The sequence below is a fragment of the Vibrio sp. 10N.286.55.E10 genome (genome assembly GCF_002872555.1).
Taxonomy (GTDB): domain Bacteria; phylum Pseudomonadota; class Gammaproteobacteria; order Enterobacterales; family Vibrionaceae; genus Vibrio; species Vibrio crassostreae.
Genome location: NZ_MCSD01000060.1, coordinates 277,265 through 290,887, shown reverse-complemented (window position 1 = coordinate 290,887; position 13,623 = coordinate 277,265). Strand labels below are relative to the sequence as shown.

The 13,623-nt window shown below is 44.2% G+C and carries 11 protein-coding genes; 6 read left to right on the top strand and 5 right to left on the bottom strand.

All coding sequences use genetic code 11. From position 1 onward, the window contains the following. Positions 1-78 precede the first annotated feature (78 nt). Genes nrfD through nrfB form a run of 3 tightly spaced genes read right to left on the bottom strand, consistent with a single transcriptional unit; the run spans position 79 to position 2,330 of the window. Positions 79-1,053, bottom strand: a complete 975-nt coding sequence (nrfD, locus tag BCV39_RS22405) for a cytochrome c nitrite reductase subunit NrfD (RefSeq protein ID WP_048607198.1) — start codon at positions 1,051-1,053, stop codon at positions 79-81. Positions 1,054-1,055: 2 nt separating this feature from the next. Next, on the bottom strand, positions 1,056-1,742 hold the full coding sequence (gene nrfC, locus BCV39_RS22400) for a cytochrome c nitrite reductase Fe-S protein (RefSeq protein WP_048659577.1): 687 nt from the start codon (positions 1,740-1,742) through the stop codon (positions 1,056-1,058). Between the two features lie 3 nt (positions 1,743-1,745). After that, entirely contained in the window at positions 1,746-2,330 is a 585-nt protein-coding gene (gene nrfB / locus BCV39_RS22395) for a cytochrome c nitrite reductase pentaheme subunit (protein ID WP_017101427.1), read from the bottom strand. A gap of 481 nt (positions 2,331-2,811) precedes the next feature. Between nrfB and nrfA the strand changes: the two genes are divergently transcribed. Both nrfA and BCV39_RS22385 read left to right on the top strand, forming a co-directional pair. Then, on the top strand, positions 2,812-4,242 hold the full coding sequence (gene nrfA, locus BCV39_RS22390; RefSeq protein ID WP_170960826.1) for an ammonia-forming nitrite reductase cytochrome c552 subunit: 1,431 nt from the start codon (positions 2,812-2,814) through the stop codon (positions 4,240-4,242). A gap of 125 nt (positions 4,243-4,367) precedes the next feature. After that, positions 4,368-4,712: a rhodanese-like domain-containing protein gene (locus tag BCV39_RS22385; RefSeq protein ID WP_102431252.1), complete on the top strand. Its 345-nt coding sequence runs from the start codon at positions 4,368-4,370 to the stop codon at positions 4,710-4,712. 120 nt (positions 4,713-4,832) lie between these two features. On the opposite strand, the gene BCV39_RS22380 is transcribed toward BCV39_RS22385, so the two are convergent. Both BCV39_RS22380 and gyrA read right to left on the bottom strand, forming a co-directional pair. Beyond that, on the bottom strand, positions 4,833-5,462 hold the full coding sequence (locus BCV39_RS22380) for a tetratricopeptide repeat protein (protein ID WP_102431253.1): 630 nt from the start codon (positions 5,460-5,462) through the stop codon (positions 4,833-4,835). 173 nt (positions 5,463-5,635) lie between these two features. Then, a complete protein-coding gene (gyrA, locus tag BCV39_RS22375) occupies positions 5,636-8,296 on the bottom strand; it encodes a DNA topoisomerase (ATP-hydrolyzing) subunit A (protein ID WP_102431254.1) in 2,661 nt (886 codons plus the stop codon). A 258-nt stretch (positions 8,297-8,554) separates the two neighbouring features. Between gyrA and ubiG the strand changes: the two genes are divergently transcribed. The 4 genes from ubiG to yfaE all read left to right on the top strand — a co-directional run bounded on the left by ubiG (position 8,555) and on the right by yfaE (position 13,604). Continuing rightward, a complete protein-coding gene (ubiG, locus tag BCV39_RS22370) occupies positions 8,555-9,298 on the top strand; it encodes a bifunctional 2-polyprenyl-6-hydroxyphenol methylase/3-demethylubiquinol 3-O-methyltransferase UbiG (RefSeq protein WP_019821739.1) in 744 nt (247 codons plus the stop codon). A gap of 508 nt (positions 9,299-9,806) precedes the next feature. Next, positions 9,807-12,089: a class 1a ribonucleoside-diphosphate reductase subunit alpha gene (nrdA, locus tag BCV39_RS22365; protein WP_102431255.1), complete on the top strand. Its 2,283-nt coding sequence runs from the start codon at positions 9,807-9,809 to the stop codon at positions 12,087-12,089. Positions 12,090-12,192: 103 nt separating this feature from the next. Next, on the top strand, positions 12,193-13,326 hold the full coding sequence (gene nrdB, locus BCV39_RS22360) for a class Ia ribonucleoside-diphosphate reductase subunit beta (protein ID WP_048664730.1): 1,134 nt from the start codon (positions 12,193-12,195) through the stop codon (positions 13,324-13,326). After that, complete coding sequence (gene yfaE / locus BCV39_RS22355; RefSeq protein ID WP_048664729.1) at positions 13,326-13,604, top strand: class I ribonucleotide reductase maintenance protein YfaE; 279 nt, start codon at positions 13,326-13,328, stop codon at positions 13,602-13,604. The genes nrdB and yfaE overlap by 1 nt, the downstream gene beginning before the upstream one ends. Positions 13,605-13,623 lie beyond the last annotated feature (19 nt).

Below are 13,623 nucleotides of genomic sequence, written 5' to 3'. Positions count from 1 at the left end.
GTTCGCTTATACTGTTCCAATAAACAGGAACCAAGTAAGCAGATGACCAGTATCCAACATCTGCTTACTTGAGCAAAATTAAGCTATCGTTAACTGCCCTGCGTAAAGGACAAAAGTTCGCAGCATTAATACACCCATTAGGCTTAGCGAAGTCACTGAAAAAATATACACCGAGCTATGGCGGATTGAGGTTGGTGTCACTGCATTCAGCAACAAGGGTAAAACCATGCCGACACCGATGACGCCGTACCAGAACCAACTCGCCCAGAAACCACTGCCAATTGCGTTCCATACTGCTTGCTCACTTTGACCACCAGCGAAGATAAGCCCAGTAAAGAAAGTAATAAGAACAAACAACTCAAACATCACGACCGGACGTTCGAATCCGTGGATCCATGAAATACTCGGGCTATGAGGTGATTCCTTAAAGACCAACACACCAAATAAAATACACGCCGCCGCTCCTGAGGATAAGCTCGAGAATAAGAACAAAATCGGCAACACTGGGTTATTCAATAGTGGGAAAGTATTCAAAGCTGACAACAAGAATCCGGTATAAGCGGCAAGCATCAGAGCAAGAACAGCTAAGAAGATTTCCAAAGCATTCTCAAACACTTCCAATTTGCCAATCCAGTTACCTACGAAATCGAGTCGCCCTTTTAACCAAGCTTGGTCATTCAAGAACACGACAATTTGATCTCGGAATATAATGCCGATCCAAAGGAATAGGATCACCATATACACTTGGAATAAGATCACACCCATCGACATCACAGACGTTGGGTTATAGAAGATCATGATCTTCCAAAAGGATAACGGTTTTGTCAGGTGGAAAACCAAGATAAGCAGACCTGAAATGATCCCGAATGGCGCGAGAAAAGCCGTGGCCTTTAACACCCCATTATGAGCAGGATCGCCTTCAATGACCTTACGTTTTAGGTAAATGGAGATCATTACGGCACCTGCCGACATCCCCGCGAGAAATAGATAGATTGCTATAATCCAGTCCCATACCACAGTACCAGACTGAAAAGCTGTGTCCCATGCACTCATAATCAAATCTCCCCTTTTTGGTGTGGCACTTTGTAGAGTTTTGGCTGAGTGCCTAGATAAGCTTTATCCCTGTAAACCACCTCAGATTTAAGCACCTGGTTTATCTCACTCTTAGGGTCATTTAGATCGCCAAATACTAGCGCCTTGGTCGGGCAAGATTCGACACAAGCAGGCAGCTTCCCTTGTGCAAGATTGGTATCACGACAGAAGTTACATTTATCAGCCGATTTATTCTCAGGGTGGAAGAAGCGCACTTGATACGGGCACGCTAACAAACAGTAACCACAACCGACACACTTCTCTTTATGCACATCAACGATGCCAGTTTTTTCATCTTTGTAGGCCGCGCCTGTTGGGCAAACCATCACGCAGGGTGCATTATCACAATGTTGGCAAGAGTTACGAGTAAAACGGTAATCAACATTTGGATATTCGCCTTGGGGTTCGCTCTTAATAATTTCTAAGCGCGACACGCCTTCAGGCACTTTGTTTACTTCACGACATGCTTCTGTACAAGCGGTGCAACCAATACACGCGGTCTCGTCATGAATCATTCCATAACGTTTAGCCCCGTCCTCTTGAACATTGGCTAGCGTTTTACGGCTTGTTACCGCCGCCGTTCCCGCAACACTTGTAGTAAAAATAACGGCACCAGCGCCAGCTAAAAAGTTTCTTCTTGAGCAGCTCATAGATTACTCCTCTTCTTTCTTCTGGTTGAAGTCTGAATGGCAATCCACACACAGCTTGATGGTTTGCTTTTTATCTAAGCCCAACACCTTTGCTTCAGTCGCATGAACATCATGACAGTTTGAACACGTTAAGTTTTGCGCGTGAACATCGTGGGTCCAACTCGCTTCGCGCAGATCATCCGGTTTGTGACAATCTATACATTGGCTATTGGCATCTAAAATTAAGCTAGGGTCTAGGAAAACCTTCTCGGTTCCCGGTTGTGATTGAGCCGCGCGATACTTCACCACTTCAGGTGCACCTTCACGGTGATCGGGGCTAATAGAACTATGACAGTCGGTACAATTTACTTCACGACCAAGTAAAGCGTGTGCACTTTCACCATGTGAACCCAATACCGTTTCTTTTGAATCTTTATGGCATTGAACACACTTGTAGTCTTTGTCACGTATTAATTCGACTTCATGTCTTGTTGATTCTCCTACTGGCGTAACAGCAGGCTCAGCAACAGCATGAATGGAATAACCATAGAGGCAGAATGCTAGAAGGGATTTAAGCATTATGACTATGGCCAATTTAATATTGCCCATTTTATCCTTTCCTTATACCGGCATTATTTAACTCTCAACTAAATAATATTCCGGTTAAACAAAAGTACCCTTAAACGATATTATTACCGCTTAAATGATATCAATTCTTATTTTGGATAAGCCACAACGCTTTCTATAGTTAGAATATACCTCGAATTGGGTAATACGAAATTTGAATGGGTTAATCTGTGAACGCAATCACCCTATTTATATCATGGTCAATCTAGGTAATTGATTGTTATATATGATAATAATTATCAATTGAACTTTAATATCCCTACCCAGCAGTACCCCTTTAGGGTTATATAAACTTCAACGTGATTGAAGTCACTACCATTAATTGATCTAAGACAAGCTATATCCAACACGTAACAAAATGTGTTTGTTTATGAATTAATATAAACAGGAATTCTCCAGTTCTTAATTTGAATAGCAAACTCACAACGCTTGGTATAAGAATCAGTATATTGGAGATATCACTGTGAAAAAGCATTGGATACGTAATTCGGTCACAGCACTATTAATGGTTAGCGCATCACTAGCAAGCGCAACCAGTTTTGCTGCGTCTGAACAAAAAGAAATTGGCGACCCTCGTAACGACCAGTTCGAGCAAAACCACCCAGATCAATATCATTCATGGAGACAGACTTCAGAAAGCGAAACCATTGAAGACGCACTAAAAGAAGATCCCAACATGGTTATCATGTGGGCTGGCTACGGCTTCGCAAAAGATTACAACAAGGCACGTGGTCACTTTTATGCGATTGACGATGTACGACAAACACTTCGTACTGGCGGCCCAACGGACGAAAACTCTGGCCCTATGCCAATGGCGTGCTGGAGCTGTAAAAGCCCAGACGTAGCACGCGTTATCGAAGAGCGTGGTGAAGACGGTTACTTTGAAGGTAAATGGGCACGTCTTGGCAACGAGATTGTGAACCCTATTGGCTGTGCCGACTGTCACGATACCCAAAGCGAAGGCTTTAAAAATGGTGAGCCAGCACTGAAGGTGACGCGTCCTTATGTTGAACGTGCGTTCGATGCGATTGGTAAGAAGTTTGAAGACCAAGGTCGCTTAGATCAACAAGCTTCCGTTTGTGCTCAATGTCATGTGGAATACTACTTCACAGGGCCAACAAAAGGCGTGAAATTCCCTTGGGACAAAGGGACTCGTGTTGAGCAAATGGAAGAGTATTACGATGGAATCGGCTTTAAAGATTGGACGCACAAAGTATCTAAAGCGCCAATGCTAAAAGCACAGCACCCTGGCTATGAAACGTGGCGTGAAGGCATTCACGGCAAAAACAAAGTTGCTTGTGTTGACTGTCATATGCCGAAAGTGACCAAAGAAGATGGCACCGTTTATACCGACCATAAAGTGGGTAACCCATTCGACCGCTTCGAAGATACGTGTGCAAACTGTCACACTCAATCTAAAGAAACCATGCGTAACATCGTTTCAAGCCGTAAAGCTCAAGTGCTAAACATGAAGCTGACCGCTGAGAAACAAATCGTTGCCGCTCACTTTGAAGCAGGCGCGGCATGGGAAGCAGGTGCGACAGAGCAAGAGATGGAGCCTATCCTACTGGATATCCGTCACGCTCAATGGCGTTGGGACTACGCTATTGCATCTCACGGCGTTCATATGCATGCACCTGAAATCGCTCTAGAAGTGCTAGGCACTGCCGTTGACCGCGCAGCCGATGCTCGTACTAAGATTGTTCGTCTACTGGCGAAGAAAGGCATCACTGATCCAATCGAGATTCCAGACATCTCAACCAAAGAGGCGGCTCAAAAAGCGCTTGGAATGGACATGGATAAGATGAACGCTGAAAAACAACACTTCTTAGACACAGTTGTTCCTAAATGGGAAGAGCAAGCTGAAAAGCGTGAAGCCAGCTACGAATACTAGTTTCTTCAATTAGACCATTACGTAAAAACCAGTCACACTATTATTGTGTGGCTGGTTTTTTAGGTTTGGGGCAATACACATTAATATCTCCTCCCCAATCCACTCGCCAATTCAAGGAATATATAATGAAAACCTTACTTTCACTTTCAGCATTATGTATCGCACTACTCAGTTCAGGCGTTTACGCCTCTGAGCGTGCTGAGACAGGGTGGGAATTAATAGAGAAAGGCGCATTAGTGGTTGATGTCAGAACACCTGCAGAGTTCGAACAAGGGCATCTGGACAACGCCATCAACTACCCTCTTTCTGAAGTCGCTACTCACTTCGCCAAGATAGATAAAGACCAACCGATCGTTTTGTATTGCCGCAGTGGTAATCGTTCAGGACAAGCCTATCAATTCTTGCGAGCTCAAGGATTTACTCAAATCCACAACGCAGGTGGGTTAATAGAAATGCAAGAAAGCCAATAGCTTGAGAGATTAATGGCTTTAGAGGCTAAACGCTTCAAAGGTAAGTCGTTTCAAAGGCTAATCGTTTCAAAGACAAATAGCTTCAAAAGCTAATCAGGAAGAACAGCCTATTGACCAAGCTTAGCGGATCATCTGTTTGGCTTGGTTGATCGAGTGAATAATCGAAACGCGATCAATCCCCTTTTGATTGGAGTCGAGGATTTGAGTCCACGCATCAATCGCTTGTTGATAGCGCATGCTGATGAAATGATCGGTCGCAATCAGCATCAATGCCGTACGATCATTGGGATCAAGCTCCATTGAGTGATCCAATAACGCATTCACTTCATCACTCATAGCTTGAGAGCTGAGGTAATAAAGTGCGGTTGCTTTGGCCGCATAAAGGCCCGATGGTGCTTGAGGATCCAACCGAATCGCGTAGTCATAACAGGTGAACGCTGCATCAAACTCCCCTTTCTGCATATACACACCACCCAGCTTAAACCACAAATCGGATTGATTCGGATCTTGTTTGAGGCTTTGTTGAAGCTCACCTTCGAAATCTGTTGCCGTGTAACCATTGCTATCATCCAAAGGAAGTTGGGGTGTGTCCTGTTTCATTTGAGACCAGACAAGCACACTCAGAGCCACTGCAGTAAGGGAAATCACCACATTGCCTTTTAGATGACTACCATTGTCGCTCGCGGCAATAACGACCACGATCAAAAACAGGCTAATTAGTACTAACGCAACCAACAACCAGATGTCCATTCCACACTCCTTTATCAACCCTTTAAGTTTACCACTTTCCCAATCAGGCAATATTGATCGAGACTTAGCTATTAGGATTTACGCCAATCAGAATAAACGAGCAGACAATAAAAAACCGAGCACTTAGGCTCGGTTTTTTCAATGGTAAGCTTAATTACTTAACGTAATCGAGATTACTCAGTGTCTTGCTCGCTATCACTTTCAGAGTCAGAAGCATCTGATGCTTGCTCTTCACTTGATTCAGCAACTTCAGCGTTGATAGTTTCAGCATTTGCTTCTTCAGCTTCGCCTTCTACAATCTCAGCTTCTTCTACTTCGTCGATACGTTGTAGACCTACAACATTCTCGTCTTCAGCAGTACGAATCAGTGTTACACCTTGAGTGTTACGACCAACTTGGCTTACTTCCGCTACGCGAGTACGTACTAGTGTACCTGCGTCGGTGATCATCATCATTTCATCGCCTTCTTCAACTTGAACAGCGCCAACAACTGGGCCGTTACGTTCAGAGACTTTGATAGATACTACACCTTGCGTTGCACGGCCTTTCGTTGGGTATTCTGCTAGCTCAGTACGCTTACCGTAACCATTTTGAGTCACAGTTAGGATATCGCCTTCGTTAGAAGGAACAATCAGTGAAACCACTTGATCGTCTTCTGGAAGCTTCATACCACGAACACCAGAGGCAGTACGGCCCATTGCGCGTACTTTGTCCTCGTTAAAGCGAACAACTTTGCCCGATTTAGAGAACAGCATGATGTCGCTATCACCGTTAGTGATGTCAACGCCAATCAGTGAATCGTCGTCACGTAGGTTAACTGCGATTAGGCCGTTAGCACGTACGTTTGCGAATTGATCCAGAGATGTCTTCTTAACTGTACCGTCACCTGTTGCCATGAAGATGAATTTCTCGTTAGAGAACTCAGAAACAGGCAGGATAGCCGTAATACGTTCACCTTCTTCTAGAGGAAGAATGTTCACGATAGGCTTACCACGAGCAGTACGACTTGCTAATGGTAGTTGGTAAACTTTCAGACGGTATGTCTTACCACGAGTAGAGAAACATAGGATGTTATCGTGAGTATTAGCAACAAGCAGACGCTCAATGTAATCCTCATCTTTCATCTTAGTTGCACTCTTACCTTTACCACCACGACGTTGAGATTCGTAGTCGCTTAGGATTTGGTACTTAACGTAACCTGCGTTAGAAAGCGTTACTACAACGTCTTCTTGAGCAATCAGCTCTTCCATGTCGATGTCATGAACTGCAGCTGTGATTTCTGTACGACGCTCGTCGCCATAGATTTCACGTACCGCTTCAAGTTCTTCGCGGATAACTTCCATCAAACGCTCAGTGCTTGCAAGGATGTGCATTAGCTCAGCGATTTCTTCTAGAAGTGCTTTGTACTCGTCTAGAATCTTCTCGTGCTCAAGGCCAGTTAGGCGGTGAAGACGAAGTTCTAGAATAGCTTGTGCTTGTGTTTCCGTTAGGAAGTATTGGCCATCGCGGATGCCGTATTGGTCTTCCAACCAATCAGGACGAGCCGCATCAGTACCAGCACGCTCAAGCATTGAAGCAACGTTACCAAGATCCCAACCGCGTGCAACTAAGCCAGCTTTTGCTTCAGCTGGTGTTGGAGCGTTACGAATAAGCTCAATGATTTCGTCGATGTTAGCAAGTGCTAGAGACAACGCTTCAAGGATGTGTGCACGATCGCGCGCTTTCTTCAGTTCGAAGATAGTACGACGTGTAACAACTTCGCGACGGTGGTCTACGAAGCACTTAAGCATGTCTTTGATGTTGAACAACTGTGGTTGACCGTTGTTCAACGCAACCATGTTGATACCGAAAGTCGTTTGCAGTTGAGTTTGAGCGTATAGGTTGTTTAGAACCACTTCGCCTACTGCATCACGCTTACATTCAATAACAATACGCATACCATCTTTATCAGATTCGTCACGCAGTGCACTGATGCCTTCTACTTTCTTATCTTTAACCAGTTCAGCAATCTTCTCGATCAAACGAGCTTTGTTTACTTGGTAAGGGATCTCAGTAACGATAATGGTTTCTTTACCATTCTTCTCTACTTCGATATCCGCTTTTGAACGCATGTAAACCTTACCGCGGCCAGTCTTATAAGCATCAACGATGCCTTTACGACCACTGATAAGTGCTGCTGTTGGGAAGTCAGGACCAGGAATGTAGTCCATTAGCTCATCAATAGTGATCTCTTCATTATTGATGTAAGCCAAACAGCCATCAACAACTTCACCAAGGTTATGTGGTGGAATGTTGGTAGCCATACCTACTGCGATACCAGAAGCACCGTTTACCAATAGGTTAGGAATTTTTGTAGGAAGTACTGCTGGAATTTGTTCTGTACCATCGTAGTTCGGTACGTAATCCACAGTTTCCTTATCAAGGTCAGCCAGTAGCTCGTGCGCAATTTTCGCCATACGAACTTCGGTATAACGCATTGCAGCCGCGGAGTCGCCATCGATAGAACCAAAGTTACCTTGGCCATCAACTAGCATGTAACGCAGTGAGAACGGTTGCGCCATACGAACAATTGTATCGTATACAGCACTATCACCATGCGGGTGGTATTTACCGATTACATCACCTACTACACGAGCAGACTTTTTATATGGTTTGTTCCAATCATTACCTAGTACATTCATCGCGAACAAAACGCGGCGGTGTACTGGTTTTAGGCCATCACGCACATCTGGAAGGGCACGACCAACGATGACGGACATCGCGTAGTCTAGGTATGAACCTCTAAGCTCATCTTCAATATTTACGGGCGTGATCTCTTTCGCTAGATCGCTCATAGAGCCATTTTCCCTCTATAGTCAGATCGTATTTTTGAATACGTATAAGACCGAAAAATATAACACAAATTTACCTACGGAGGCATCACTTTCCCTCTCCTTTTACCATCTTGTGACCCTTGTAGCCAATCAATTGATGAGAAATTGCACCTCCGCATCATATCTTGCTGAAACATGGTCACTTTACATCCAATAAACTAGCAAAATTGTAGATCTTCTGGTCAGCGCTAAAAGGCAAGTTATAATGCCTGCAATTTCATGGATGCATTATTTAACTTGGAAATGCCGATTATGACTAAATCACAGAACGTAGACCCAGCAGAAATAAAGAAATTCGAAGACATGGCGTCACGCTGGTGGGATCTAGAAGGCGAATTTAAGCCGCTACATCAAATCAACCCACTGCGCCTAAATTACGTGTTAGAGAAGACGGAAGGCCTGTTTGGCAAGAAAGTCCTCGATGTTGGCTGCGGCGGCGGTATTCTTGCAGAAAGCATGGCGGTTGAAGGTGCGATAGTGACTGGCCTAGACATGGGTAAAGAGCCGCTAGAAGTAGCGCGCCTTCACGCATTGGAAACTGGCACCAAGCTCGATTACATCCAGAGCACTATCGAAGACCACGCAGACCAGAACCCACAGACGTACGATGTGGTAACGTGCATGGAAATGCTTGAACACGTTCCTGATCCGCAATCTGTTATCACTGCCTGTTCGAAATTGGTGAAACCGGGCGGCCACGTGTTCTTTTCTACATTGAACCGTAACTTCAAATCTTACTTGTTTGCGATTGTTGGTGCAGAGAAGCTATTGAAGATTGTTCCTGAAGGCACTCATGAACACGAGAAATTCATTCGCCCTGCTGAACTTATCAAGATGGTTGATAACACGCCGCTGCAAGAATTAGGGATTACAGGACTGCACTACAACCCTCTTACGGACACTTACCGTTTAGGCACAAATGTAGACGTAAACTACATCGTCCACACGCAAAACTTCGGCTAAAAAATATCGGTAGCCCTACCGTAAAACCTTTTGTAAAAAAGACGAATGAAAAGAGTTGCAATTACCATAAGTTTGCGACTTTTTTCAGTCTAAATTTCGTGCGCTAGCTTCCATTTTGACCACCTCGATTTAAATTTAATCGCCCAAAATCCATCGCCTATTTTGGTCAAAGATCAAGGGATTTTTTTTTATGGGCGTGCAAAAATAAAGCATCATTAAAAGCCGACTTTTATACAATCAAGTCACATCTAACCTCATCAGTTAGTGGTCACTTACAGTTTTTTTTCAATCCACCACTTATCCACAAGCAACCCAATTTCTTTACCTTGAAAAATATCAGTTGTAGCACTATCTTGTAACCCAACAAACAAATGACCCCTATATGTTGTGTTTGAACTACAATATATGGGTAGACCAAGATCACAAAGCCGAAACGTAATTTACAAAAGTTACACAGAAATACACAAAAACACGGCCTTGTTCAGTTTTGTTAGGGAAATTAAGCAGAATGAACCAACAACTTACTGTTACCAAGCGTAACGGGCGCAAAGAAACGATCGATCTAGAGAAGATCCATCGCGTGATTACATGGGCAGCTGAAGGCTTGCACAATGTTTCTGTATCACAAGTAGAATTGAAAGCTCACATTCAGTTTTACGATGGCATCACCACTACTGACATTCATGAGACTATCATCAAGTCGGCAGCGGATTTAATCTCTGAAGAGACTCCTGATTACCAATATCTAGCAGCACGTCTGTCTGTATTCCACCTACGTAAAAAAGCGTACGGCGAATACGAGCCGCCGGCACTGTATGACCACGTTGCAAAACTGGTTGATATGGGTAAATACGATAGCCACCTTATGGAAGACTACACGAAAGCTGAGTTTGACGAGCTTGACGAGTACATCGACCACAAACGTGACTTAGACTTCTCTTACGCAGCGGTTAAGCAGCTCGAAGGTAAATACTTCGTGCAAAACCGTGTAACGAAAGAAATCTACGAGAGTGCTCAGTTCCTTTACATTTTAGTTGCTGCGTGTTTATTCGCTAAGTACCCGAAATCGACTCGTCTTGACTACATCAAACGTTTTTACGACGCATCGTCTACGTTTAAGATTTCTCTACCTACACCGATCATGTCTGGTGTACGTACGCCTACTCGTCAATTCAGTTCTTGTGTACTGATCGAGTGTGGTGACAGCCTTGATTCTATCAACGCAACAGCAAGCTCAATTGTTCGTTACGTATCTCAACGTGCTGGTATTGGTATCAACGCAGGTCGTATCCGTGCGCTTGGTTCTGAAATCCGTAATGGTGAAGCGTTCCACACTGGCTGTATCCCTTTCTACAAATACTTCCAAACAGCAGTAAAATGTTGTTCTCAAGGTGGTGTTCGTGGTGGCGCAGCAACAGTGTTCTACCCACTATGGCACGGTGAAGTTCAGTCTCTATTAGTACTGAAAAACAACCGCGGCGTTGAAGAGAACCGTGTTCGTCACATGGACTACGGCGTACAGCTGAACAAGCTTATGTACTCTCGTCTTGTTCAAGGTGGCAACATCAGCCTGTTCTCACCTTCTGACGTACCTGGCCTTTACGATGCGTTCTTCGAAAACCAAGACCGTTTTGAAGAGCTATACGTTAAGTTCGAAAACGATCCATCAGTAAAGCGTGAAACAGTAAAAGCTGTTGAGCTGTTCTCTCTGCTAATGCAAGAGCGTGCTTCTACTGGTCGTATCTACATTCAGAACGTTGACCACTGTAATACACACAGCCCGTTTGATTCTGAAGTTGCACCTGTTCGTCAATCGAACCTATGTCTAGAAATCGCGCTACCAACTAAGCCGCTTTCTAACGTAGAAGATGACGAAGGCGAAATTGCACTTTGTACGCTTTCAGCATTCAACCTTGGCGCAATCAATGAACTAGACGACCTAGCAGAGCTTTCTGAACTGGTTGTTCGTGCACTAGATGCACTTCTTGATTACCAAGACTACCCGCTTCCAGCCGCATACAAGTCGACAATGAACCGTCGTACTCTAGGTGTGGGTGTAATCAACTACGCATACTACCTAGCGAAGAATGGTGTTAAGTACTCTGATGGCAGCGCCAATGGCCTGACTCACCGTACTTTTGAAGCGATTCAATACCACTTGCTAAAAGCATCTGTTGAACTAGCGAAAGAGCAAGGTCGTTGCCCATCTTTCCACGAGACCAACTACGCGAAAGGCCTACTGCCAATCGATACTTACAAGAAAGATATCGACTTAGTATGTGAAGAGCCATTGCACTACGATTGGGATTCTCTACGTGAAGAGATCATGGAGCACGGTCTGCGTAACTCTACGCTAACAGCGCTTATGCCTTCTGAGACATCGTCTCAAATCTCGAACGCGACTAACGGTATCGAGCCACCACGTGGTTACGTATCAGTGAAAGCATCGAAAGACGGCATCCTGAAGCAAGTTGTTCCAGATTTCCTAAATCTAAAAGAAAACTACCAGCTACTTTGGAACATTGGTTCTAACGACGGTTACCTACACCTAGTAGGTATCATGCAAAAATTCGTTGACCAAGCTATCTCTGCAAACACTAACTATGACCCAAGTGTTTACGACAGCGGTAAAGTACCAATGAAGAAGCTGCTTCAAGACCTACTAACAGCGTACAAGTACGGTGTTAAGACGCTTTACTACCATAACACTCGTGATGGTGCTAAAGACGACCAAGGCGATGCAGTTCAAGTGCCGGAAGAAGATTGTGAAGGCGGCGGTTGTAAGATCTAAACCGCAATAAACATTAAGACCCCAGAGAAGAGTTATCTTCTCTGGGTTTAAAGCATTAACAGGGTCCGTTTTATTACGGGTCTTTAAAGGATTTGAGGCATTTATGGCTTACAGTACTTTTTCTCAGCAAAAAAATGACCAACTAAAAGAACCAATGTTCTTGGGTCAGTCGGTAAACGTTGCACGTTACGACCAACAAAAATTCGAAATCTTCGAAAAGCTTATCGAGAAGCAGCTTTCTTTCTTCTGGCGACCAGAAGAAGTAGACGTGTCTAGCGACCGTATCGACTACAACAAGCTTCCTGAGCATGAAAAGCACATCTTCATCTCTAACTTGAAGTACCAAACGCTTCTAGATTCTATCCAAGGTCGCAGCCCTAACGTTGCCCTACTTCCATTGGTATCACTACCTGAAGTAGAAACTTGGATTGAGACATGGTCTTTCTCAGAAACGATTCACTCTCGTTCTTACACGCACATCATTCGTAACATCGTGAATGATCCAGGCGTAGTATTCGACGACATCGTTGAAAACGAAGAGATCCTGAAGCGTGCTAAAGACATCGCTTTCTACTACGACGACCTAATCAAGCTGACGGCTGACTACCACCGCTACGGTGAAGGCAACCACAGCATCAACGGCGAAGACGTTAAGATTTCACTTCACGATCTGAAGAAGAAACTTTACCTATGTCTAATGTCTGTAAACGCACTAGAAGCGATTCGTTTCTACGTAAGTTTCGCATGTTCATTTGCATTCGCTGAGCGTGAGCTAATGGAAGGTAACGCGAAGATCATCAAGCTAATCGCTCGTGATGAAGCACTTCACCTTACTGGTACGCAGCACATGATCAACTTGTTACGCAACGGTCAAGATGATTTCGAATTCATGCAGATCGCTGAAGAGTGTAAACAAGAATGTTTCGACCTATTCAAAGAAGCGGCTGAGCAAGAAAAAGAGTGGGCAGAGTACCTATTCAAAGACGGCTCTATGATTGGTCTGAATAAAGACATTCTTTGCCAATACGTTGAGTACATTACCAATATTCGTATGCAGGCTGTTGGTCTAGGTACCGCTTACCCAGAAGCAACATCGAACCCAATTCCATGGATTAACGCTTGGTTGTCTTCAGACAACGTGCAAGTTGCTCCACAAGAAGCAGAAATCAGTTCTTACCTAGTTGGTCAGATCGACAACGAAGTAAAAGCTGACGACTTTGAAGGATTTGAGCTGTAATGCCAACAATCAAAATCAACAAGCTGACTTCAATTGAATCTAACCCTTCAAACACTCTGTTGGAATCAATGGAACAAGCTGGGTTAGAGCCAGAATACAACTGCCGAGATGGCCACTGTGGCGCTTGCCGCTGCACGTTGGATTCTGGTGAGGTCGAGTACGTTGGTTTTGCTATGGCTTACACGCAAGGTAATGAAATATTGCCTTGTATCTGTAAAGCGAAGACTGAGCTATCGCTGAGTAACGTTATTCATAGAAGCAAGCAAAAACGCGCATAAGCCAACTGGCTTTAAGTCA